The sequence below is a fragment of the Pirellulales bacterium genome, from assembly GCA_036499395.1.
Taxonomy (GTDB): domain Bacteria; phylum Planctomycetota; class Planctomycetia; order Pirellulales; family JACPPG01; genus JACPPG01.
In genome coordinates this window covers 1-23,322 of record DASYDW010000147.1, presented here as the reverse complement: position 1 = coordinate 23,322, position 23,322 = coordinate 1, and the positions used below count along the sequence as shown (strand labels likewise).

18 protein-coding genes and 1 tRNA gene are annotated in these 23,322 nt (G+C 59.8%); 9 read left to right on the top strand and 10 right to left on the bottom strand.

Features of this window, described 5'->3' with window-relative positions; all coding sequences use genetic code 11:
• The 3 genes from VGN12_30470 to VGN12_30460 all read left to right on the top strand — a co-directional run.
• Positions 1–474: hypothetical protein (locus VGN12_30470; protein ID HEY4313804.1), on the top strand; the 474-nt coding region annotated here is incomplete at its 5' end.
• A 138-nt stretch (positions 475–612) separates the two neighbouring features.
• Positions 613–1,398, top strand: coding sequence for a Bax inhibitor-1/YccA family protein (locus VGN12_30465; protein HEY4313803.1), 786 nt, complete (start codon positions 613–615; stop codon positions 1,396–1,398).
• 445 nt (positions 1,399–1,843) lie between these two features.
• The gene (locus VGN12_30460) at positions 1,844–2,797 is read left to right on the top strand and encodes a hypothetical protein (protein HEY4313802.1); all 954 of its coding nucleotides are present in this window, start codon (positions 1,844–1,846) and stop codon (positions 2,795–2,797) included.
• A gap of 2 nt (positions 2,798–2,799) precedes the next feature.
• Here VGN12_30460 and argJ read toward each other — a convergent pair whose 3' ends face one another.
• The 4 genes from argJ to VGN12_30440 form a co-directional block, all read right to left on the bottom strand.
• On the bottom strand, positions 2,800–3,990 hold the full coding sequence (gene argJ / locus VGN12_30455) for a bifunctional glutamate N-acetyltransferase/amino-acid acetyltransferase ArgJ (GenBank protein ID HEY4313801.1): 1,191 nt from the start codon (positions 3,988–3,990) through the stop codon (positions 2,800–2,802).
• Between the two features lie 95 nt (positions 3,991–4,085).
• Complete coding sequence (gene argC, locus VGN12_30450; protein HEY4313800.1) at positions 4,086–5,093, bottom strand: N-acetyl-gamma-glutamyl-phosphate reductase; 1,008 nt, start codon at positions 5,091–5,093, stop codon at positions 4,086–4,088.
• A gap of 345 nt (positions 5,094–5,438) precedes the next feature.
• Positions 5,439–6,974 carry a deoxyribodipyrimidine photolyase gene (locus VGN12_30445; protein HEY4313799.1) on the bottom strand — a complete coding sequence of 512 codons (1,536 nt, stop codon included), beginning with the start codon at positions 6,972–6,974 and terminating at the stop codon, positions 5,439–5,441.
• A gap of 44 nt (positions 6,975–7,018) precedes the next feature.
• Complete coding sequence (locus tag VGN12_30440) at positions 7,019–7,462, bottom strand: TspO/MBR family protein (protein HEY4313798.1); 444 nt, start codon at positions 7,460–7,462, stop codon at positions 7,019–7,021.
• 382 nt (positions 7,463–7,844) lie between these two features.
• Between VGN12_30440 and ilvD the strand changes: the two genes are divergently transcribed.
• Complete coding sequence (gene ilvD / locus VGN12_30435; protein ID HEY4313797.1) at positions 7,845–9,524, top strand: dihydroxy-acid dehydratase; 1,680 nt, start codon at positions 7,845–7,847, stop codon at positions 9,522–9,524.
• An 8-nt stretch (positions 9,525–9,532) separates the two neighbouring features.
• Here ilvD and VGN12_30430 read toward each other — a convergent pair whose 3' ends face one another.
• On the bottom strand, positions 9,533–10,333 hold the full coding sequence (locus VGN12_30430) for a TrmH family RNA methyltransferase (protein HEY4313796.1): 801 nt from the start codon (positions 10,331–10,333) through the stop codon (positions 9,533–9,535).
• Between the two features lie 5 nt (positions 10,334–10,338).
• Positions 10,339–11,697: a hypothetical protein gene (locus tag VGN12_30425; protein ID HEY4313795.1), complete on the bottom strand. Its 1,359-nt coding sequence runs from the start codon at positions 11,695–11,697 to the stop codon at positions 10,339–10,341.
• 132 nt (positions 11,698–11,829) lie between these two features.
• On the opposite strand from VGN12_30425, the gene VGN12_30420 reads away from it, so the two are divergent.
• Both VGN12_30420 and VGN12_30415 read left to right on the top strand, forming a co-directional pair.
• Positions 11,830–12,948 carry an enolase C-terminal domain-like protein gene (locus VGN12_30420; GenBank protein ID HEY4313794.1) on the top strand — a complete coding sequence of 373 codons (1,119 nt, stop codon included), beginning with the start codon at positions 11,830–11,832 and terminating at the stop codon, positions 12,946–12,948.
• 148 nt (positions 12,949–13,096) lie between these two features.
• Positions 13,097–14,368 carry a fibronectin type III domain-containing protein gene (locus tag VGN12_30415; protein ID HEY4313793.1) on the top strand — a complete coding sequence of 424 codons (1,272 nt, stop codon included), beginning with the start codon at positions 13,097–13,099 and terminating at the stop codon, positions 14,366–14,368.
• Here VGN12_30415 and VGN12_30410 read toward each other — a convergent pair.
• The 3 genes from VGN12_30410 to thrS all read right to left on the bottom strand — a co-directional run bounded on the left by VGN12_30410 (position 14,365) and on the right by thrS (position 17,741).
• Positions 14,365–14,931 (bottom strand): GNAT family N-acetyltransferase, encoded by a 567-nt coding sequence (locus VGN12_30410; GenBank protein HEY4313792.1) that lies wholly within the window; start codon positions 14,929–14,931, stop codon positions 14,365–14,367. The two genes, VGN12_30415 and VGN12_30410, sit on opposite strands and share 4 nt — an antisense overlap.
• Before the next feature lie 87 nt (positions 14,932–15,018).
• Positions 15,019–15,501, bottom strand: coding sequence for a translation initiation factor IF-3 (gene infC / locus VGN12_30405; GenBank protein HEY4313791.1), 483 nt, complete (start codon positions 15,499–15,501; stop codon positions 15,019–15,021).
• A gap of 236 nt (positions 15,502–15,737) precedes the next feature.
• On the bottom strand, positions 15,738–17,741 hold the full coding sequence (gene thrS / locus VGN12_30400) for a threonine--tRNA ligase (GenBank protein HEY4313790.1): 2,004 nt from the start codon (positions 17,739–17,741) through the stop codon (positions 15,738–15,740).
• A 547-nt stretch (positions 17,742–18,288) separates the two neighbouring features.
• Between thrS and VGN12_30395 the strand changes: the two genes are divergently transcribed.
• A tRNA-Val gene (locus VGN12_30395) sits at positions 18,289–18,362 on the top strand.
• On the opposite strand, the gene VGN12_30390 is transcribed toward VGN12_30395, so the two are convergent.
• Entirely contained in the window at positions 18,329–18,904 is a 576-nt protein-coding gene (locus VGN12_30390; GenBank protein ID HEY4313789.1) for a G8 domain-containing protein, read from the bottom strand. The two genes, VGN12_30395 and VGN12_30390, sit on opposite strands and share 34 nt — an antisense overlap.
• A gap of 427 nt (positions 18,905–19,331) precedes the next feature.
• Between VGN12_30390 and VGN12_30385 the strand changes: the two genes are divergently transcribed.
• Positions 19,332–20,975 carry an FAD-dependent oxidoreductase gene (locus tag VGN12_30385; GenBank protein ID HEY4313788.1) on the top strand — a complete coding sequence of 548 codons (1,644 nt, stop codon included), beginning with the start codon at positions 19,332–19,334 and terminating at the stop codon, positions 20,973–20,975.
• Between the two features lie 638 nt (positions 20,976–21,613).
• Positions 21,614–23,107: a hypothetical protein gene (locus tag VGN12_30380; GenBank protein ID HEY4313787.1), complete on the top strand. Its 1,494-nt coding sequence runs from the start codon at positions 21,614–21,616 to the stop codon at positions 23,105–23,107.
• The last annotated feature ends 215 nt before the right edge of the window (positions 23,108–23,322 follow it).

Here is a 23,322-nt window from a genome sequence, read left to right as displayed (position 1 = left end):
TATTTTCAAAACGGCGGCGTTATTCTATTCAAGCAAACGAGCATTCTCGAGGCGGCGAGTGTTAAGCTCCAATCGTACGGCTATAAAATTTGCGTTACGGACTGCGATCTATGCAAAGATGAAAAGTCAGTGATGAAAGGCATCGTAGATTCGCTTGGAATCGTCAGCGGCGGCCCAAACATTGGTCCTGATAGCTTCAATGACTTTATGCGGCAGATCGAATTCGATGGTTGCACGGGTGTGGTTGTCGTTCTGCGAGGCTTTGACCGGTTTCGGACGTCATTTCCCGCGTGTGCTTTTCATATTCTCGATATTGTGGCCGACCACCATCGCTCGCACATGCTGATGGGCGACCGCTTGACGACCCTTGTGCAAAGCGACGATCCATATATCGACGAAAGCGTTGGCCAAGTTGGTGGTTACAAGCCGAGCTGGAACGACAAGGAATGGTCCAACAACGATCGCGTGCCTTAACTTTGGCACAACTCGTCTTCCCACGGCCCATTTCCCACGGCCCATCCCTGCTGCACCGGGAATAACCTATATTGAGTTATTCCAGTGCGGGGCAGAATCGCGAACCAAATTCCCAGGACCTTGGGGTGAACTATGTCCATGATGCGAACCAGTAATCCGGCGCTGAATGCCAGCGTGTTTCAGATCCATGATTCGGCCAGTTCCGCGACGATGACGCTGCAGGGGACGGTCGCGAAGACGGCCATCCTGCTGGCGATCGTCGTGGCCGGGGCTAGCTTCACCTGGTATCAGACCATGCAAGGCTTCGAAGCGGCCGGGGTCGGCGCGGGTGCCGGACAAATGGCCAACGTGCCGCCAGTCGTTTACACCTACGGCATGATCGGTATGATCGCGGGCTTGATCCTGGCGATGATCACGATCTTCAAGCCAGCCGTTTCTCCGTACACCGCGCCGCTATATGCCTTGGCCGAGGGCGTGTTTCTGGGTGGTGTTTCGGCGGGATTCGAATACGTTTATCCGGGCGTTGTCCCCCAGGCCGTGACGCTGACCTTCGGCACTCTGGCCACGCTGCTCACGGCCTACGCGACGCGTATCATTCGGCCGACCGAGAATTTCAAGCTGGGCATCGTGGCCGCCACGGGCGGAATCTGCTTGTTCTATCTAGCCACGATGGTGCTGGGATTTTTTGGCGTCCACATCCCGCTGATCAATCAGTCGGGTTGGGTCGGAATCGGATTTTCGGCGTTCGTTGTCGTCATCGCGGCGTTGAACCTGGTGCTTGATTTCGACTTCATTGAAACCGGCATCACGCGCGGTGCCCCGAAATATATGGAGTGGTACGGAGCGTTCGGAATACTGGTCACGCTGGTCTGGCTGTACCTGGAAATCTTGCGTTTGCTAGTGAAGCTGCGCAACCGCGACTAAGCAGTTCGAAAATCACGACGTCCAAAGAGCCTGTGGCTGAGCAATCGGCGCAGGCTCTTTTTTTTCGCTTCCCCGGTGCCAGCCTGCATTTCGGCAAACCGCAGTGGATCGAAGAGATCCCTTTCCGCTCCGTCGATAGCTCTGACGCTTTCCCAATGCGGCCCGCCGGTCCGCAGTAGCAATGCATGCATCCACGGATTGATAACGCCGTGACGGCTTTCTTCAGGCCATATTTAACGCCCGCGCATCAATTGATTCCGTAGCGGGTGGGACGACGTTCCGCAGGTGGTAAAGGGACGCCAGATTGACTGGTCTCTCTGACACGCAAAAGCCGAATAATCAGAAAGGCCGGACAAACTGGCCCTGGATGATCTTTCGGCCGCGCGATGCGTGACAGCAGACGCGTGGCAGGCGGACTCCGGCAGTTCCTAAAGGGGGGGACTCCGTGGACGAACATCGGACGATTGAGATGCCGGACCGCGCGCACGCTCGGATTCGCCGGCCGCGCAAGCCACGTCGCATTTCTTGGCGCAGCGTGGCTATTTTGTGGACGGCCGCGACCGCATTCGGCGTCGTGACGAACGACGTGTCGCCAGCCCGCGCCGCCAAGCCCGAGGTTGCCAGCACGTCGCGTTCGACTCGCGACGAGGCCGTGCGACTGATCCCGCACGATAAGCTGAGCGAAGACGGCCGCAAGAAGGTTGCCTCGGTCATGTCCCAGGTGTCGATCTTTCGCCGCTTGCCGACGCAAGTGATCGCCTGCGACCCGAAGCTGTACTTATTCCTGATCGAACATCCCGACATGGTCGTGAACATGTGGGAAGTGATGGACGTCAGCGATATGCGCCTGGAGAAGACCGGCCCGGACTCGTACCGCGCCAATGACGGCGTCGGCACCGAAGGTGCCGTCGAGTATCTGTATCGCAGCTACGATACTCACATCATGTACGCCGAGGGCTCGTACAGCGGCCCGCTGTTTATCAACCCGGTCCACGGCAAATGCCTGTTGGTGCTGAAGACAGGCTACGTCCGTGAGCCTGACAATCAGTATTACATCACGTGCCGGCTGGACACCTTCATTCAACTGCAGAATGTCGGCGTGGAATTCGTTGCCAAAACGTTCCAACCGCTGGTGGGTAAAACGGCGGACCATAACTTCCGCGAGACGGCGTCGTTCCTGTCGATGATCTCGCACAGCGCCGAACAAGAGCCGCGAGCCCTGGTTCACCTGGCGTCGAAACTCACCAAGGTGCCCGAAGAAGATCGTGGCGAGCTCTGCGACTTGGCCAGCGAGATCTCGATCGCCGCGGTCGACCGCGAGGGTGCGACGTTGAAGACGCAGCAGCCTCCGTCGGCACAGCGTCGGACCGTCATGCGACCATCGGGCAGCGGACGGTAAGCTTAGGTCGTGTAATCCGCATTCAGTCGGACGTATTCGGCCGTCAGGTCGGTGGACCAGAAGCGGATTTTCGCGGCCCCTTCGCTGAACGAAAGCTGCATCAACGTCTCGCGGTGTTCGCGAATCGACCGCGAGACGGCCACGCGATCGAAATGCGTCGGCTGCCCGGCAGTGTAGAGTTGCACGCCGTTGAGCCGCAGACTGACGCCGGTGGGGCGAAAAGGGACGCCGGCATACCCGGCTGCCGAGACAATCCGACCCCAGTTGGGATCGGCGCCGGCGACGGCCGTCTTGACGAGCATGCTTTCGGCGACAGTTTTCGCGATTTGCCGTGCGGCCTCGCGCGTGGCGCAGCCGTCGACTTCGACCGTGATCAGGTGCGTGGCCCCTTCACCGTCGATCGGGATTGCCTTGGCCAGATCAACGGCCACTTCTTCGAGGGCTTTGGCAAATTCGGCCAGGCCTGCTCCGGTGAGCGGCTCGCCCCCGGCAGCGCCATTGGCCAGCAGCAGCACCGTATCGTTGGTGCTCATGTGGCCATCGACGCTGATGCAGTTGAAGCTGTCTTCAACGGCCGCGCTGAGGAGGCTTTGCGCGTCGGCCGGTTTCAGCGGAGCGTCTGTCATGATTACGCCCAGCATCGTCGCCATGCGCGGGCCGATCATGGCGGCTCCCTTGGCCATGCCGGTCAGCCGATAGGTATGATCGCCAACCTTAATCTGCCGGCTGGCCAGCTTGTGCGTGGTGTCAGTCGTGAGCATGCCGGTAGCGGCTGCGACGAGCGATGCTTCGTCATGGGCGAGCTTTTCCGCTGCGCCGCGAACGCCTGCGGCGACTTTGTCCATGGGCATAAACTCGCCGATGATGCCTGTCGATAAGACCAGCACTTGCTCGGGCCGGGCGCCGCAGGTTTGAGCGGCCAGGGCCGCCATTTGCTCGGCATCCTTATCGCCACGCTCGCCGGTGCATGCGTTGGCGTTGCCGGAATTGATCACCACGGCGCGAATCGCGTCGCTGGGCGTGCGTTTTCGATCCAGCACCACGGGGGCCGCACAAACCAGATTCAGCGTGTAAACGCCCGCGGCCGCGGCTGGTGCGTCTGACACGATCAACGCGAGGTCTAGCTTCTTCGAAGCCTTGATGCCGCAGGCAACCCCGGCCGCCCGATAACCGTATGGAAGAGCGAAAGACATTTTCATCCTCGAAAAAAGTGGTTCGCGATGATTTCGTGCTCGCGAGTCGCGCTATTGAGTCACAAACCGGATCGATATGGCGCCACAGTTTCACGTCACAGCGCTGTCGTTTCGGGATAGCCGTACATCAAGTTGAAATTCTGCACCGCCGCGCCGGCAGCTCCTTTGATCAAATTGTCGATCACGCTGATCGTGATCACGCGTCCGCGCACCAGGCGTACCGTTACGTCGCAGTAGTTCGTATCCGTGGTCTCTTTAGTGCTGGGCAAATGCTCAACAACGCGAACGAACGGCTCTTTCGCGTAGAATTCGCGTAGCGTGTCGAGAAGCTGCTTCTCGGTTACTCCCGACTTCGGTCGAGAATAAGCGGTGGTCAGAATGCCGCGATCCATCGGAATCAAGTGCGGCGTAAAGATCACCTCGATGGGCTGCCCGCTGGCTGTGGAAAGAATCTGTTCGATCTCGGGCGTGTGTCGATGCTTGCCGACGTTGTACGCGGCAACGCTCTCGTTGCACTCGGCGAACAATGACCCCAGCTTCAGCGTGCGACCGGCGCCAGAAATTCCACTTTTCGAATCGATCAGGATATCGCCAGTTTCGATCACGCCTGCCTTTAACAGCGGGGCCAAAGCCAGGATAGCGCTCGTCGGATAACAGCCCGGGTTCGCGATCAGCTTTGCCTTCTTGATCGATTCGCGAAACAACTCAGGCAGACCGTAGACGGCATCGGCCAGCCGGCCAGGATCGTTGTGGGGTTCGCCATACCATTTGGCAAACACGGCCGGATCACGCAGCCGATAGTCGGCGCTGAAATCGACCACACGTGCTCCGCCCGCCAATAACTGCGGCACTAGAAGTGATGTAACGCCGTGCGGTAAACAGCTGAATACGCAATCCGCTCGCTTGACGATCTCCTCGGGGGCCAAGTCCTCAAGCGGCAATTCCAAGCGTTTGACGAGCGACGGATGCGATTGCGAGATGGGCGGATTCCCCTCCTGCCGACTGGTGACAGCCGTGATCTCGGCTTGCGGGTGCCGCAGCAGCAATTTAATCGCCTCGAGCGCCGAATAGCCGGTCGCGCCGAGAATGGCAACTCGCGTCATGGAAGGAATGCCTGTTCGAAGGATCTTTGACAGTGAAAGCGAACGCAAATCTTGCCGGGAAGCCACGGGAGCGAGACCGATTGACGATCCCTGCGGAAAGAACAGAAAAAGACCGTACCACCAGGAATCGCGTCACCCACCAAGGGCCATCGGAGCCCTTAGGCCGGCGCGGCCAGATGACTTAACGTCTGGTTCGGTCGCGGCGACGGCGGGCGCGGAAGCGCGTTTCAGGTCCCCGGTCGGGGCGCGCAGGCAGTATATCGGCGGTCTTCACGACTCGCCAAGGGGAGAGAGCATCGCCGAGGCGGTCCAGGGCGGCGGCGCAGGAGTAGGAGACGTGCGGTGTCATCGCTTTTTGGACAACCGCTGCCGCGGCGAGGTTCGCTTGTGATCCGCAGGATCTTTTTCGGCACCCGTCGCACCGTATTTTGCCAGATACGGTGCGATGTCAAACTTGCGGGCCGTGTTGTCCGAGCTCATGTAACGGACCGTTCCAAATATGGGCCGCTCGGGCCCCCACGGACGATCAAAGCGCCCCAGAATCCAAAAGATTCCTGAGTACGAGTTGGGATTGCGACCGTCGATCGCGTACTTGTTGTTCAGATCAATCATCGTGTCGAGCGCCTCGCGCGGCGTGGCCGACCATTCGAGGATCTTTTTCCCCCACAGCATGCGCAGGTAATTGTGCATTCGCCCTTCGGTCAACAGTTGCCGCTGGGCTGCGTTCCAAAGTTCGTCGTGCGTCTTGGCCGCCGCGAATTCCTCTGTCGAGTAGATCGTGGGCCGGTGGTCGCGCTCATGTTTGTGCAGGGTCTTCTTCGCCCAATCGGGGAGCGAATCGAATTGGTCGTAATCGTCGCGCGTGGTGCAAAAGTTGTAACCTAGCTCGCGCCAGGTAATGAACTGATCGAGGAAGGCCTCGGCCGCATCGCTCATGCCCCACCAGCCGCTCCGCTTGCCGGCGGCCTTCTTGCCCAGCGATTCCGCGGTCCAATTCTCTTGCTCGGCCAGACAGTGGAAAATCTCGTGTGAAGAGATGTGTCCAAAGTGCAGATAGGGAGAGAGATTGCTCGTGGCGTCAGCCGCAGGCTCGTTGCGATCTTCGGGATAACGAGTTAGCAACCGCGACAAGAAACGTCGCAGTGTTTTCTCGCCGGCCGCCGCCCCTCCTTCGGTTTCCACGACACCGACCGTGTGGTCGATCGGCAGCTCGGCCAGTTCCTTCGCGTCCCCTGCCAGTAGTTTTGCCGAGGCCATTGGCCAGCGCCGCGTAATCGCGGTCGGCAGTTTTGCGAGTCGCGGCAGAGCGGCGCGGGCAAGCGCGTCGGCTCGTGGCGCGTGATCCAGATGCTCGCCGAGGGTGCGCTGCAAGAATCGGCGGAATGCATATGCGGTCGGATAAGATTCCGTGGCAGCACGCAACGGTAACAGGCCGTTTGTATCCACCTGCTCGCAAAGCACGGGCAGTCGCTTGGCAGCCGCCGCAACCATGCGCGGCAAGAAGAAGCAGGGGAACTCGTCGGTGACTACCACGCAGGCATGATCCGCGAGGGCTTCGAGCAGGCCATGCCCAGCCCCTTGCTTCGGTTCAACGTACGGATAGTAGAGGGCCTTACTGCCGCCGAGTGCCTCTTGATTGGCGGCCATGCCTTGCAGGATGAAGCGGTGCAACCGATCGCTGGCCCACGGATATCCGTAGCGCAATGCTTCGAGAATCACGAGCGGCTTCTTGAGCTCGCGGGCATGGTCGACCGCTCGATCGAGCGCGAAGTTCCAACGCGTGCGCCGATTGGCAATCATCCAGTAAAGGACGTAATCACCGTCGGAATTCACCGCTTGATCATTGGCCGTGCGGATACGAATCTCGGGAACGCCTTGCATCAAGTTTCCAGTTCTACTTCATGTTCGCTGGCCGCAACCGGCGATCAATTCAGTCGCCAGATGGCAAAGTTCAAGGCCGTCGCGAACGACACCCACGCCCAATAGGGAGCGATCAAAACCCCGGCCGCGCGATTTACGCGCAAAAACGAAAAGTAGGTAGCTGCAATCGCCAGCCACAGCACGACGATCTCGCCAACGGCCGCGCCCGGCGACTGAAACGCAAAGAACAAGGCAGACCACAGCACGTTCAGCACGAGTTGCACTACGTACAGGCCGAGCGGCAACCGGACCGGCTGCGAGCGTCGTGACAGCCAGACCAGCCATGCGGCAACGGCCATCATCGTGTAGAGCAGTGTCCAGACAGGACCGAAGATCCAGTCCGGCGGATTCCAACTCGGCTTCGCAAGGCCCGGATACCAGGTTGCCAGGCTCTTGCTTGTCAGCCAGCCGCCGATGCCTGCCGCCGTAAAGCTTACGGCCAAAGACACGCCCAGCGCGCCCCATTCGATGAAAGTTTTCTTCGCCCGCGGTCCCGACCATCGAGGCGTCGAATTGCTTGCCGGCTGGGATCGGCCAGGGTTAGGCGAACTTGAAAATACGATGTGTGTCATGGTTCTCGCAGTCGAAAGGTCTGTTGCCCGTACCTGTGCCCCGAATTGCCGGATTGCCTGCGATTTGCAGGGCCGCGAATTGCGTGCCATCCGCCACTGGACACCTGCACACACCTAAGGCAAGATTGTCCAAATCGTTACCTCGATTTCTTCATGTCTCGCGGGGCCACGGCAGGCCCTGGCTGGCATGTTTTCGCACCCTATTGTTTCGCCCGCCGGCGGATTCTTGATCCGTGCGGCTACAGAGGAGAACCGTTCGATGTCGCAGCCCCTTAACAAGTTCAGCTCTCGAATCACGCAGCCCCGCAGCCAGGGGGCGAGCCAGGCCATGCTCTACGGCACCGGGCTGACCGAGGCCGACATGCAAAAGGCCCAGGTCGGCATCGCCAGTGTGTGGTACGAGGGAAACACCTGCAACATGCATCTGAACGACCTGGCGGCTCGCGTTAAGGAAGGGGTCGTCGGGGCCGGCTTAGTCGGCATGCGGTTCAACACCATCGGCGTCAGCGACGGCATCTCGATGGGAACCGAAGGGATGTCCTACTCGCTGCAATCGCGAGATTTGATTGCCGACTCGATCGAAACCGTGATGGGGGCCCAGTGGTACGACGCCTTGGTCACGCTTCCCGGGTGCGATAAGAACATGCCAGGCTGCTTGATGGCGATGGGGCGTGTGAATCGCCCGGCGCTGATGGTTTACGGAGGTACGATTCGCGCCGGGCATTGGGACAAGGAGGCGCTCGACATCGTTTCCGCGTTTCAATGCTACGGGCAATACTTGAGCGGTTCGATCGATGACGCCAACCGGCAGCAGATTGTCCGGCATGCTTGTCCAGGCGCCGGCGCCTGTGGCGGAATGTACACGGCCAACACCATGGCCTCGGCGATCGAAGCGCTCGGCATGAGCTTGCCCTACAGTTCGTCGATTCCGGCTGAGGATCCGGCCAAGCTCGACGAATGCCTTCGGGCAGGGGCCGCGGCCCTGCTGCTGCTGGAGCGGGACCTCAAGCCGCGCGACATCATGACGCGCAAGGCCTTTGAGAACGCGATGGTCGTAGTGATGGCGCTCGGCGGATCAACCAACGCTGTCTTGCATCTGATCGCGATGGCACGAGCGGTGGATGTGCCGCTGTCGCTCGATGACTTCCAGCGTGTGAGCAACCGCGTTCCTTACATCGCTGACCTGAAACCGAGTGGACGCTTCGTCCAGGAAGATTTGCACGCCATCGGTGGCACGCCGGCCGTAATGAAATATCTGCTCGAAAAAGGCTTGCTCGACGGCGATTGCATGACCGTCACTGGTCGCACGCTGGGTGAAAACTTGAGCAATCTGCCAGGCCTGAAGGCTGGGCAACAGATCGTGCAAACGATCGAAAATCCGATCAAGAAAACCGGTCACATTCAGATTCTTCGCGGCAATCTGGCGCCTGAGGGGGCCGTGGCCAAGATTACGGGCAAGGAAGGGCAGGTCTTTACCGGCCCGGCCAAGGTCTACGACGGCGAAGAGGACATGCTGCACGCCTTGGAACGGAAAGAGATCGTGAAAGGTGACGTGATCGTGATCCGCTTCGAAGGGCCCAAGGGAGGGCCCGGCATGCCCGAGATGCTGACCCCGACCTCGGCGATTATGGGGGCTGGACTCGGCAAGGACGTGGCACTGATCACCGACGGGCGGTTCTCGGGCGGATCGCACGGATTTATTGTCGGTCACGTCACGCCCGAGGCGCAAGAGGGGGGCCCGATCGGCCTGTTGAAAACCGGCGACGTTATCACGCTCGACGCCGAGAACAACAAGATTTCGGTCGCTCTCGATGAGAAGGAACTGGCCACCCGCCGTGCCGCCTGGAAGAAGCCGGCTTACAAAGCAACGCGCGGCACGCTTTACAAGTACATCAAGAACGTGAAGAGCGCGAGCGAAGGATGCGTAACGGACGAGTAGACGTCGACTCACGTCCGTTGCCGCAGTGCTTCGTAGAATAACACGGCGGCCGTGGCCGATACGTTCAGGCTGTCGGCCACGCCCAGCATCGGCAATCGTACGGCAATGACATCCGCCGCGTGCCACGCTGTTGACAGACCGTGCGCTTCGCTTCCCAAGATGATCGCCGTTGCTGTTCGATAATCGACCTGCGTGTAGTCACGATTCGCGTCAACTCGTGCTGCGATCATGGCTAGCTTGTGCGCGCGCAAAAATTGCAGCACATCGGCCGCAGGTGCCACGGCCACAGGCATCGTAAAGACGGTTCCCAAGCTCGCGCGAATCACGTTTGGATTAAAAAGGTCTGTACCCCCATCGGCGACGATTACGGCCGACAGTCCGGCCGCGTCGGCGCTGCGGAGGACCGCTCCCAGGTTGCCAGGCTTTTCGCAGCCCTCGATGACGCCGATCAACGGGATATCTGGCAGCTTTAAGCGATTGAGCGATGCATCCGGCGTTTCGGCGACCGCGACCAAGCCCGTCGACCTTTCGCCATAAGCCACACGCTGAAACACGTGAGGCGCGACTGCGATCGATACTGCTTCGGTTGCGGCCAGACGGGCAAGCAGCGCGGCGCTACCCTTGTCGGCAGTGTTTTCCAGGCAATGAAAAACTTCGACGGCCCTTACGCCGGCATCCAAGGCTCGGGCTAGCTCGCGTTCGCCATCGATCAGGATCCGCTGCTGCCGGTCACGTTCGCGCCGCTCGCGCAGGCCGGCGGCCGCCTGGACGCGTGGATTGCGAACGCTTGTAATCGTCGTATCGGACAAGGGTATCAGCCTCTCGCCACAGCCTTGGCAATGGCCTTGTTCATCGCCCGACACATCGCCGGGCCCGACTCGGCCGTGAACGGGAATTGGTTGCAGTATTTGGGGGATTGGAAAGCAGCGTAGGTCCGCCGCTCGACGTCATAGGCATCCGGCATGTACCCGATGCGGCCGTTGGCATAGCAAGCGATCATCAACTCGCAGGCTGCGGACTTCTCACGTACATCGAGTGCGAGAGACGTAAAGAATTCCGACGAATTCGCCACGATCGCAAAATCGCTAATGCTGATCGCCTGGACCTCGGTTTCGACGAATTCCGGTCGAGTTTCATAATCTGCGAGCATCTGGCCAGTCCATTCGACGTTGAAGCGGGCCATTGCCCGGACCGCCTTTGCCTCATCACCGCCGTGCCGGGCAATCATATCGTCTGGCCGGTTCGTCATGACACGACCCATTCCTTCGCGCCACCCGGTCGTGTCGCCCGTGGCCAGGCGATGCTCGGCTTCCTGACGGTCGGCGTTGATCTCCTCGCGCGTCCAGCGGCGCGTGGGAATTTGGGCGATCATGGCCACCGCCGAGGTACGCGGATCGACTAGCGGTTGCGAACTTGGCTGGCATTCAATCGCGGCCGCGGCGATTCGCTCGGCCGGCTCATGGCAACGCTCGGGCGTCGAGAACGCGGCCTGAAAGTTCACGTCGCCGCAGGCTCCCTGAATGTACATCGCCGTGACGCCGGGAATCGCTCGCTCGATCCGCTCGCAAATTTCCCCAGGCACATCGCGCGTGACGTCGAAGGGGCGAAGGATCGTATGCACACAGGGGTGGGCCTGAAAATTCACAACCATCGCCAGCGGATTGCCATCGTCGCGATCGACTCGCAGGGTCGTGAGCCGCGTATCGACAGGTCCAGCCTCGCGTGTGCGATTGTAAGCCAGGTCAGCAACGTCAGTATGTGCTGTCGCGAAGTGTGCCGGAACGCGATTGTGCCAAGCGCAGATGGCGGCGCTGGCAGCCTGCCGGCTCGCAAAATCTTCGTACACCGGGTCACATTCGCCAACGCCACGCAGTCCGCCTGTGGCCGGAGCGTTGTGGCTGTGCGAACAGGTGAGCAGAATCGCTTCGGCCGGAATTCCAGTCGCGGCGTGAATTCGTTCGCGCGTGGCCCGCGCAAAGCGATCGTCGATCACCATTAAATCAAGAGCGACGATCGCCACGGCTTGATGACCATCCTCGACGACCAGGGCCGTGGCGTGCAATTCGTCGTGGATGCGCTGCCAGCGACGCTCGATGTAATAGCCCCAGCCGGTCAGTTCAACGCCCCAAAAAGGCGTGATCGTCGTACGGGCGACGCCGGCGGTGAGGGACATTCGGAGTTCGCTTCAATGAGATTGGGGATACGGAAGAGCGGGTCAAGAAAATCCAATATAATCGAACCGCAACCGATTGCGTTCCTGCCTGCTGTCGCTGCCCTCTACCGCTCCACCTGCAACCTTCCTGCCATGAAAATCACGCACGTTGAGACATTTCCGGTACGAATTCCGTTGAAGCCCGAACGGCGGATGATTTCGGCGTTGGGACGGCACGAAGTGTCGGAATTCCTGATTGTCCGCCTCGGGACAGACCGTGGCATTGAAGGGGTGGGCGAAGCCACCGTCACGCCGCGCTGGAGTGGCGAAACGGTTTGGGGTGCCCAGGCTTTGGTGGATCGCATTCTCGCACCGGCGGTCATCGGTTGTGATCCGGCTGAGCTAACGGAAATCGAGCGGCGCATGGACCAGGCCTGCGCGCATAACTGGTTTGCGAAATCCGCGATCGAGATGGCGTGCTGGGACATTCAAGGGTGGGCTGCGGAGATGCCCGTCTATGAGTTGCTAGGCGGAGCGTGTCGGCCGCTGACGATTCGCAGCCGGTTTTCCATGGGAGCCTACGAGCCAGAACGCGCCGTGAGGCGGACGCACGAGCTACTCGCGGCCGGTTTCACCACGATCAAAGTAAAGGTGGGCGGAAATCCGGCGGACGACATCGCCCGGGTTCGTGCTGTGCGCGAGGCGGCCGGCCCAATGACGGCGCTTGTGATCGATGCCAATTGCGGCTGGGATGCCGACACTGCTATCGAGGCGATCCGCGCACTTGACGATTGCAACTTGTCGCTCGTCGAGCAGCCGACGCCCGACGGTGATTACGCGGCTCTTGCGCGGGTCCGGCAGGCGATCCGGCCGCCTGTGATGGCCGACGACATCTGCTTTAACTTCATGCACGCGCAAGAGCTGGTGCGAAATCATTGCTGCGACGTGATCAGCGTTTATCCCGGCAAGAACGCTGGCATCGGCAAGGCGCGGCGGGTTGCCGATTTCGCCGCCGCCCACGGGCTGTCGGCCTCGATCGGGTCGAATCTGGAATGGGATATCGGCGCGGCGGCGATGGGGCATCTGGTTGTGGCCTGCTCTGCTATTAATGTGGAGAAGTACCCCGGTGACCTGCTGGGGCCCGACTATCATGAATTCTCGATCGCGCGCGAACCGCTCGTGATCGATGGCCCCTGCCTGACTGTCCCCAGCCGTCCCGGCCTGGGAATTGACGTCGATTGGGAAATCGTCCGGGGGAATCGCTGTCGATAATGAAAACTTAATAGTTCCAGGGTAAGTTAGCGGCCGAAACTGAGCGACGCCGCACACGGCTCGACGCCCTGGGTCCGTTCCGTTTATAGTCGTGGAACGCAAATCACACGGTGCCAACGCACGCTCCCGGAAAAAGGTGGCCACCATAATGTCGCACTTTGATCGACGCCGCTTTCTGCAAACCGGCTCTTTGATATTGGCCGGCGGCTATGCCCATTCCCTATTTGGTGACGAAGTCACGGCGACGCCGACCTTTGCCGAGAAACCTACGTTCGAGCCAAAGGCCCTGTTCCTAACCTGGCAGCGCGATCCGACGACCACGATGACGGTGCAATGGATCGGCACCGAGCAGGAAGCCGCGGATCGGCCGATCTGGTACGTGGAGGCAGGCACCAAGGAATGGCGTAAGAAGGCGAGCGCGACAAAGCCGTATCCGTTGACCGACAAATCGGTGGTCCGTACCGAATTGGCCAACTTGAAGCCCGACACGGAATACATATTCCGCGTGGGACTCGACTCGGCCGAACATCGTTTCCGCACGATGCCGGCCAAGGCCACTAACCCTATCCATTTCGTTTCCGGAGGGGACGCGGGCGTTGGTTCGCATCCGGTGCAGACGAATCGGGTTGCCGCTTCGCAGGCGCCGCAGTTCGTCGTGATCGGCGGTGATCTGGCCTACGAGAACGGAAAAAGCGCCGAGACGTTCATGGCGTTCCTGATGAACTACTCTCGCGATTTGCGCGTCGAGAATCGTCTGATTCCGATGCTGGGCTGTATCGGCAATCACGAGGTCGACGGCGCTTATGGGAAAACGCGCAAAGAGGCTCCCTTCTTTTATTCGATTTTCGACGGGCTATTTCCTGATACCGGATTCGCGTCGCTCGATTTCGGCGACTACATGTCGCTAGTCTTGCTCGACACGAATCACACCACGCCGATCGAGGGTGCGCAAACCGATTGGCTGGCCAAGACGTTGAAGGAGCGCGAGGAATGCCCGACGGTGTTCGTCTTCAATCACGTGCCGGCCTATCCGTCGTTCCGGCCGATGAATCTGAATATACCTGGTGACCCGGGAACGGGAGCCGGCAACCGAAAGCACTGGTGCCCACTGTTCGAGCGTTATAACGTCGACGCGGTCTTCGAACATCACGACCATACGTACAAGCGCACGCATCCGCTCTTGGATGGTCATACGAACAAGAATGGCATCGTCTATCTTGGCGACGGCTCGTGGGGCAAGATTCGTCGTCCGGCCAAGCCTGAAGGTCGACCCTATCTGGCGGTGACCGACGAGGCGTTTCATCTTTCGGTGCATCGCATCGAAGGGGAAGACCGCTTTCACGTCGCGCTCTCCGAGACCGGCAAGATCGTCGATGTTTGCTCGACTAAGAAGCGCGCCCGCAACGGCAATCGCAGCTAGCGCGATCGACCGTCCCACTGCTGCCATCGCAGACTCGGTAGCCGGTAGAGAACGTGCCGGCATAGCGCGTGCCCGGCATCGAGCTTGGGATGGTCGAAATCGTCCGCCGGCGAGCGCGTCATTCCGGTCCGCTCCATGACGCGGCGCGAGCGCTGATTGGCGACGGCCGTCATGGAAACGATTTCGTCGAGACCCCGCTCGCCAAAGCCGTAATAGAACGCCGCCCTGGCGCCTTCGCTGGCATACCCCTGTCCCCAATGTTCGGCTGCCAACCGCCATCCGATTTCGACGAATGGCGAGAAGTGCGTCTGAAATTCAGGGATCCAGAGCCCCACGAAGCCGATAAACGGGGCGACGCCGGGTAGCTCGACTGCCCACAGGCCGAGTCCATGGCGCGCAAAATGTGCCTGGATCCGGTCGATCATGGCGTCGCTCTCGACGCGATCCAGCGTCTTGGGAAAGTACTCCATCACGCGCGGATCTGCGTTCAGAGCAGCAAACGGCGCACGATCACTATCGCGCCACGGGCGCAGCACCAATCGCGCTGTGGTTAGCGTTGCCATTTGCATACGCCCGCTTTCCATGAGGGAAGTGGGCAAGGTAAGGAACACTGCGATCGCGCGATGCTCGCACCACCGACGGCAATCAAGCTACTTTGGAGCCAGGATGCAGGTGATGCGGCGCCCTTGCTGGCTGGGGGGCGATTCGACCTTGCCGATATCTTCCAGGCTGGTTAACACTTGCTTGATGACGCGCTGTCCTTCTTCGACGTGCGCCAATTCGCGGCCACGGAAAACGACCGACACGATCACCTTGTCCTTGTGCGCCAGAAACTCGCGGGCGCGGTGCACCTTGACCTCGATATCGTGATCGCCCGTCTTCGGACGAACGCGGATCTCTTTGATCTTGCTGTGGTGCGCCTGACTTTTGTGCTGCCGCTTCTTCTGTTGGTACTTGAACTTACCAAAGTCCATGATGCGGCAGACAGGAGGCCGTTCATTGGGAGCAACTTCGACCAGGTCCAATCCTGCCTCGCGCGCTGTTGTCAGCGCCTGCTCGGTGGGAATGATCCCTAGTTGCTCTCCTTCGGCCGAGATTACCCGCACGGGTGTGATGCGGATCTGTTCGTTCACCCGTTGTGACTTGTCGATCGCTGAAGCCCTTTCTTCGAAACAATGAAATGCAAGCGCCGCCACCCGGGAAGGGGTGTCTGAATGCTAGTATCTCGCACGTTATGGCAGGCAGTCAACAGCGGTCCGCCTAAGTTCGCGCCGGCCGAAGCCCTGACGGCAAACCGTCGGTCGTTATTGGCCGCTGTTTTCGCCTACCAAAGGATAGATTATTAGCGGCATGCCAGGGGACCACAGATTTAATACTCGTTGGCTCCCCCGCGTTCTCCCAGTCCGGCCGTTGTTTTCACAACCTGACGAATCGTTTTTTCCGCCACTTCCTGGCGGAATTTGTCGATCGCGGCCGCCAGCGGCATCGCTCCCAGGTCCCCTGTCAGTCGGTCGCGGACCGAGACGGTTCCCTCGGCCGCATCCCGTTCGCCGACCACCAGCATGTAGGGAATCAGCTTCAATTGGGCGTCGCGAATTTTGGCACCCAACTTTTCGGCTCGGTAGTCCCCGGTAACCCGCAATGACCCCTGGCGCAACTGGCTCTCCACATCGCGACCGTACTCTTCGGCTTTCTGAGTTACCGTCAGCACGCGGATTTGTTCCGGCGCGAGCCATAACGGGAACGCACCGGCAAAGTGCTCGATCAACACGCCGATAAATCGTTCCATCGAGCCCAACGGAGCGCGATGAATCATGACCGGGCGGTGCGGCTTGTTGTCCGGTCCAATGTATTCCAGGCCGAAACGCTCTTCGCTCGGCAGGTTGTAATCGAGCTGCACGGTTCCCAATTGCCACTCGCGGCCGATGCAGTCGGTTACAACGAAATCGACCTTCGGTCCGTAAAACGCTGCTTCACCCAACTCCGGCGTGCAGCCGGGCAGGTTCATGTCGCGGGCCACGCGCTCGATGGCGGCCTCGGCCTTGGCCCAGCTTTCGGGCTGACCGACATACTTGTCGCTGGCCGGATCGCGGAAACCGAGCCGCACCCGGTAGTCGTCCAAGCCTAACGTTTTCAGGACGAATTGCGCCATTTCGATGCACTGACGAAACTCGTCGCCGACCTGTTCCTCGGTGCAAAAGATGTGCGCGTCGTCCTGCGTGAATCCGCGAACACGAGTCATGCCCCCCAACTCGCCTGACTTTTCGTAACGATAGACCGTCCCGAATTCCGCCAACCGCACCGGCAACTCGCGATAGCTGCGCGGCTTCGACTTGTAGATCATGATGTGGTGCGGGCAGTTCATCGGCTTCAGCAGATAACGTTCGCCCTCTTCCATCTCGATCGGCTTGAACTGACTGTCTGCGTAGTAGGGATAATGGCCTGAAATCTGGTACAGCTCGACCCGGCCGATATTCGGTGTATATACGGGGTCATATCCGCGCTTGATCAGTTCGTCGCGGACGAACGATTCCAACTGGCCGCGCACAACCGCGCCGCGCGGCAGCCACAGAACCAATCCCTGCCCAACGATGGGATTCACCGTGAACAGTTCGAGATGCTTGCCGAGCACGCGGTGATCGCGGCGTTTGGCCTCTTCAACCTGGGCTAGGTAAGCGTCGAGCTCTTCCTTCGAGAACCAGGCGGTGCCATAGAGACGCTGCAACTGCTGGTTGTTCGAGTCCCCTTTCCAATAGGCGCCGGCGACGCTGAGCAGTTTGAAAGCGCCAATGGCGCCGGCGCTGGGGATGTGTCGACCGCGACAGAGATCGAGAAACTCCCCCTGCCGGTAAAACGACAGCTCGGCCTGATCGGCCAGGCCGGTTTCGATGTGCTCGACCTTTAGGACCTGCGCCAGGTCGCGGCAGATCTTAATTGCTTCGGCACGAGGCACTTCCAGGCGTTCGAATTCTTCGTCCTGCTTGAGGATCTTGGCCATCTCGGCCTCGATCTTCGGGAAGTCCTCTTCACTCAACTTGTGCGGCAGGTCGAAGTCGTAATAAAAGCCGTTTTCGATCGTTGGTCCGAACGCCAATTGCACCCCTTCGAACAGTCGCATCACGGCCCGGGCCATGACGTGGGCGCATGAGTGACGCATGATGCGCAAGGCCTCGGGGTCCTTGCGCGTCAGCAGCTTGAGCGTTACTTCGCCCTCGACGGGCAACGGGCTGACCGTATCGACCACCTGGTCGTCGACCTCGGCCGCTAGCGTGGCTTTGGCCAGCCGCGGTCCAATTTCTGCGGCCACGTCGATGGGACGCACGGGCCGGGTATATTCGCGAACGCTGCCGTCGGGGAGCTTGACCTTTAGCATTACTGTCTCACTGGCCGGCCAGCGGCCGTATAGATGCCCGGATCGCGAAGGATCGGAAGATCGACCGAGAGCAGGGCCGGCAAATCGCCAAGCCTGCCACGGCCCAGAATTGATCGCTGCGCGGAATCGCGAACGAGTCGCTGGCGAAGGCCGTCGGGGTGCGAACGCTGTGCGTGTCGGGACGTCGATACAGGGGACGTCACAGTTTGCGACCGCACGACAATGACCGCAAAGTATAGGGCCCTACCGCTAGGGAGCAAGACAGATCGGCCGGCGCCCAGGTTCAGGGTGGGGGCGACCCTTGACGCGAGCCACGTTGTGCGTCAGATTTGGCAATGCCTTGTTGGCAAAAGTGCCGATAAGAGGCCGAGGCTCTGCGGCTATAAATGGTAGGGGTCGTTGCGGCAATGCGCTGGGAATATCGCAGGCTGGCGTCTGTCGATTACTTGGCACGCTGACAGTCCGGCCGGGACCGATGCCCGGTGGGATATGAAGGCTAATTTGGTAGAATGGAAGATCGCTCCGACCCGGGGCGGACAAAATACCCGGGCGATTAGCTCAGTTGGTTAGAGCACTAGCTCGACAAGCTAGGGGTCACAAGTTCGAGTCTTGTATCGCCCACTCGAAACGGCCCGTTGACACCAGTTGTCAGCGGGCCGTTTTCTTTTTGATGAGGCTGATGCTTTGATGCGGTTGGCAGTGCCGTCCGCTGTCGAAGTGCAATCGGTGTGACGGTTGGACTTCTGGTGTTTCGCGACGATCGTCGTCGTTGCTGTCCAGATCGCGGTCATTCTTATTCCTGAAAGTGCATGGGAGCCGACCCGATCGTTGCGTTCTCCGGTCGGATCGACGGGCGTGGCGGCATTGTGGCAATCGAAGCCTTCTTCTGTCACCTCGTCGCCGGGCTCGACGCGCAGCAGGCCAACATCCAGTCGCGTATTGCGATCGATCGCAAACCGTAAGGTCCCGGCGACTTTCAACACGCGGATCACGCTTTCGGACGCGACGTCGTACACAACTTCGTGCCCTTGCTTGACCAGCACACGGTCGCCGTTCGTGGGCGTACGGCCACTTTCCCAAACCGCGGGGTCGGACCAATTGCCACTTTTCGCGGAATACACAACGGCTGCCGGGGTCGCATCGGTTTCGGCCGCCAACAGCATCTGGCGGCTTGCGAGGATGATCAACGCCCTATCGATGCCGCTCGGATGAATGACTTTACGACGCAGCATAACGAGGTCATAGAGTGGCTTTCAGCGGCTGGACGCTCGGTGTTTGTACTGATTTCGAAGGCCTAGATTCAACCGCGAAATCTGTTGTCGACGCGGGCGAGAAGGTAGCATCCTCGCAAGCACGCCGAAGGCATCTGTTTTAACAGCGCGAGTCGTGGGGTGCATTCGGCTGGCGGATCGCAGGCCTCGCGAGAGGTCATGCTGGCGAGAGAAGTCATCGAACAAGTTCCGAACGGCGAAAGGCCCACGGCAATGAGCAATCATTGTGCTCGCGGTTTGTTGACCAAGCCAAACTTGCTCACTTTGATATAATTTGCCGAGCAGTGAGAGACGTTGCCGCCCAAGGAAGAACAACTCGATGTCCCAAATCGACGAAACAGCATTTCCGCGACTGACAACTGCCGAGATGGCGCTGGTCAAGGAACTGGCAACTGCTTGCGATTTTCGCGACGGCGAAGTGATCTTTCGTGCCGGTAAAGCGTCTATCGATCTCTATATCGTCGAGTCCGGACAAATCGAGATTCAAAACCCTACGGATGATCATCGATTGATCATCGCTCACGATCCCGGGCAGTTCTCGGGTGACATCGATTTGCTGACGGGCCGACCTGTCATCGTGACGGCCGTCGCTCGGGGTGCCACGCGTCTCTGGTGCGTGCCGCATGACCAGCTGAGACCGCTTTTGAATCGTGTGCCAAGCTTCGGTGAAAAGCTGATCACGGCGTTCACTCGTCGCCGGGAAATGCTTTCGCAATTGGGCACGTTGGGAATGCGCGTTGTCGGTCCTGGGAGATGCCTGGATACCAGCACGGTTCGTGAATTCCTCTACAAGAACTTCGTTGCCTTCACGTGGTTCGATACGGAAACCGAGGCCGGCAAGCGTATTTTTGCCGAGCTGGGATCGCCGAAAAAAACTCCCGTGATCCAATGCACCAGTGGGCGGGTTCTAGTACATCCTTCTTTGCAAGAGTTAGGGGTCGAGGCCGGCGTCTGGAAACCATGCCCTTCGCAGGATGTCGACTTTGGAATTATCGGGGCCGGCCCGGCCGGCATTGCCGCGGCCGTCTATGCGTCGTCCGAAGGACTTTCGACGCTGATGCTGGATAAGCTGGGGCCCGGCGGTCAGGCGGGCGGGTCGTCGCGTATCGAAAACTTCATCGGCTTTCCGGCAGGACTGAGCGGCGCCGACCTCGCGATGCGCGGCGTGCTGCAAATGCTCAAATTTGGAGCGCGCATCGTTGCGCCAGTCAACGTCGAAACGCTGATTCCAGCGAGAACTGTCGACGATCTCCATTCACTGCAATTGGATTGCGGTGCAGTCATTCGATGTCGCGTGCTGCTTCTCGCCTTAGGTGTCCGATGGCGAAAGCTACAGGCCGTTGGAGCGGATCGCTTTATCGGGGCCGGCATCTATTATGCCTGTACGACGGTCGAAGCCGAACTTTACGACCGAGAAGAGGTCGCCGTTGTCGGTGGCGGCAATTCGGCGGGGCAGGCCGTGATGTTCCTGGCCGAATGCTGTCCCTCGCGCCAGGTGCGCTTGCTGATCCGCCGAAAATTGGAACTCGGCATGTCGACGTATTTGTGCGAACGGATCCGGGCTACCAAGAATATTGTCATTCACGAACAAACCGAGATCGAGGCGGTCGAGGGCGACCGTGGGATGAAGTCCATTGTGTTGCATGATAAGGCAAGTCAAACGTCACACCGAGTTGCCTGTTCGGCGGTCTTCGTGTTCATAGGTGCCGAGCCAGCGGCGGAATGGTTGCCCAAGGAGATTGCTCGCGATGCCGATGGCTATCTATTGACAGGTACCGATGTCGTTCGGTCCGGACTGTGGCCGCGCAGCGATCGCGATCCATGTCCATTGGAGACTACCGTGCCCGGCATCTTGGCTGCCGGAGATATTCGCTCGGGGTCGACCAAGCGGGTAGGATTCGCCGTGGGCGATGGTTCGCTGGCCGTCACTTGCGCCCATCGATTGCTGTCGATCACGCGTTAAAGTTGTCCTCGATTGGGTTAGAGTGCGACACGAGGCGCGGTGTCAGACGACTTGACGCGACCGTGAACGCAAATCGTCACGCCAGACGTGAATTACCTGCCTCAGTCACGCAAGTACGACTCCGCGCGCCGCGGCACTGGCAATTCGACTTCATCCACATAGCACCAGGCCCACCGTTCGCCCGGTTCAAACGATGCGACTACGGGATGGCTTGTGTGATGGAAATGCTTCGTAGCGTGTTGTCCCGGTGAACTATCGCAGCAGCCAACGTGTCCGCAGCTCAGGCAAAGCCGAAGGTGCACCCAACTGGTTCCCAATAGCAAGCACTCTTCACAGCCGTCTGCGCGCGGGGCGACGGGATTGAGTTCGGCTAAATGCTGACACTTCATGGTCGGCCTCGAATTCGAGAGGTTTGTAGAACGAATAGCACCCAATTAGTGATATCTTCCTTCGACGAGCTACTGGATTCGTAATTCTAACGAAGCTGACCCCTCGCCCGATCACATTTCGCGCCGTTTCTTTTTGCCTCGGTCGAGGGCACAATAGTCCCTCGGCCCGAGACTGCCGCCTTCCTGTTGGTATGGCTCGACGGTGGACGAGGCCATCTCGTAATTCATCCGGCGGAACCGAGCGAACCCGTGGAAGCGACCGTCGGCAATTCCGAACCTGGTGACGCGCGGCCTTCGCGCCGCGCCGTGGTAATCGGTTTGCTCGTATTGTTTGTCGCCGCCGCGGTCGCGATCAATGTCTACACTTTTACTTCGCAGACGGCCGGTGATCGCGATCCGTTCATTTACGCCCAAGTGGGTAAAGACGTCCTGGCCGGGAAACGCCTCTACAGCGAGACGTGGATCGATAAGCCGCCGCTAGGGCTGTTGATGTATGCGGTGCCGCAACTGTTCGTGCCGCGCTCGTACAAGGCGATCGTGGTTTTCGGCGCCGTGATCCTGGTCGCGCAGGGCGTGTTATTCGCCTGCGCCTTTCGGCGTTCGCTCGCCGCTGCGGCTGCTGCGGCTCTGTTCGTCATGTTTTATCCCTTGGAGCTGGGGACGTTTACCTGGCCGTCGACTGAGCATTTCGCCAACCTGTTCGTTACCGGCAATCTCGTGATTGCGCTGGCTATCACGAGGGCGAGAACCTTTTCGACCATGCAATGCCTGGCGGCGGGGGCGCTGGCGATCGCCGCCTTTCACGTCCGGCAAAATACCGTTCTCTGCGGCTTGCTTCCCGTCCTCGCGGTATGTCTTAGCGATCGTTCGTGGCGCGAGCGCTGGCGTGCCGGCTGTCTGATGATTGCCGGCGGACTGATCGTGTGGGCAATGATCGTCGTTGCGATGGCGATCGTGGGGGACCTGCCCGGCTACTGGTGGATCATGTTTGTTCATCCGAGGATTTTTGCCTCGCTGGGAAGCGCAGCCGAGTTGCTTGATCTCGCCCGTTATTTCGCCGGAACCTCGCTGGCGCTGTTTTGGGTGATCTTCGCGCTGCTGGCCGCCGAGCGGCGTTATCTGCCCCTTGTTGCCGGGTCGGCATTCATCGGCCCGGTCGGCTGCCTGCTTACCTTTCACGACCATCCCCACTACCTGGTCAACGCGCTTCCTTACGTGGCGTTGCTGATCGGTTTAGGGACGCAGAGATTGGCAAAACTGGGGCCGGGCTTTCCTTGGTTCTCGGTGGCAGCGATCGGCATCAGCTTGCTGCCATCGGTCAGCGGCCGATTGAGAATCGTGGCGGCCGAACCGACGTATTTGCCCTTCGTGCAAATCGCTGCCGAGGTAGATCGTGTGGCGCCCGAGAATGGCACGCTGTGGGTTTGCGGTCCGCAACCGTCGGAGGCGATTCAATTCATTTCGCGGCTGCCGTCAGCGAATGTGTTTTGCTGGATCTTTCAGATGCGGGCGCCATGGAAGGAATTACTGCCGAAGCCGTGGGACGAGATCGCGAAAGAATACTCGCAGCATCCGCCGGACGTGATCGTCGTGCATCACGGGATCGAGCAGCAGGCGCACACGGCCGCTGGCCCTGTGAAGGAGGACGAATATCTGCAATTGCTACGCGCGCTCCTGGTCGAACAGCATTACACGCGGGCCGCTGAGAGCGAAGGATATTCGATCCTATTGCGCACGAACTAAGCCCGACGCGAATGAGATGATCGGGCGTCAGCGCGGACTGGCCGACAGACTATCGTCGATCAGGCCTAGCCCTAGCTAAGAGCCTATCCGAGTACCGAACCGTTTGGCTGCAAGCATCCGTAGTGCAGGTTGAGGAGACCATTCTCGATTTGCACGGAGGTGCCTGTGGGCGATCAATCGACGTCAAAGTTTCACCACATCCCCGACGCGCTGTG

Excerpts from the sequence above, each read along its gene's own strand:
- VGN12_30465 (HEY4313803.1), top strand. The coding sequence starts at position 613 with ATGATGCGAACCAGTAATCCGGCGCTGAATGCCAGCGTGTTTCAGATC.
- argJ (HEY4313801.1), bottom strand. The coding sequence starts at position 3,990 with ATGTCTTTCGCTCTTCCATACGGTTATCGGGCGGCCGGGGTTGCCTGC.
- argC (HEY4313800.1), bottom strand. The coding sequence starts at position 5,093 with ATGACGCGAGTTGCCATTCTCGGCGCGACCGGCTATTCGGCGCTCGAG.
- VGN12_30445 (HEY4313799.1), bottom strand. The coding sequence starts at position 6,974 with ATGCAAGGCGTTCCCGAGATTCGTATCCGCACGGCCAATGATCAAGCG.
- ilvD (HEY4313797.1), top strand. The coding sequence starts at position 7,845 with ATGTCGCAGCCCCTTAACAAGTTCAGCTCTCGAATCACGCAGCCCCGC.
- VGN12_30425 (HEY4313795.1), bottom strand. The coding sequence starts at position 11,697 with ATGTCCCTCACCGCCGGCGTCGCCCGTACGACGATCACGCCTTTTTGG.
- VGN12_30420 (HEY4313794.1), top strand. The coding sequence starts at position 11,830 with ATGAAAATCACGCACGTTGAGACATTTCCGGTACGAATTCCGTTGAAG.
- VGN12_30415 (HEY4313793.1), top strand. The coding sequence starts at position 13,097 with ATGTCGCACTTTGATCGACGCCGCTTTCTGCAAACCGGCTCTTTGATA.
- VGN12_30410 (HEY4313792.1), bottom strand. The coding sequence starts at position 14,931 with ATGGCAACGCTAACCACAGCGCGATTGGTGCTGCGCCCGTGGCGCGAT.
- thrS (HEY4313790.1), bottom strand. The coding sequence starts at position 17,741 with ATGCTAAAGGTCAAGCTCCCCGACGGCAGCGTTCGCGAATATACCCGG.
- VGN12_30390 (HEY4313789.1), bottom strand. The coding sequence starts at position 18,904 with ATGCTGTTGGCGGCCGAAACCGATGCGACCCCGGCAGCCGTTGTGTAT.
- VGN12_30385 (HEY4313788.1), top strand. The coding sequence starts at position 19,332 with ATGTCCCAAATCGACGAAACAGCATTTCCGCGACTGACAACTGCCGAG.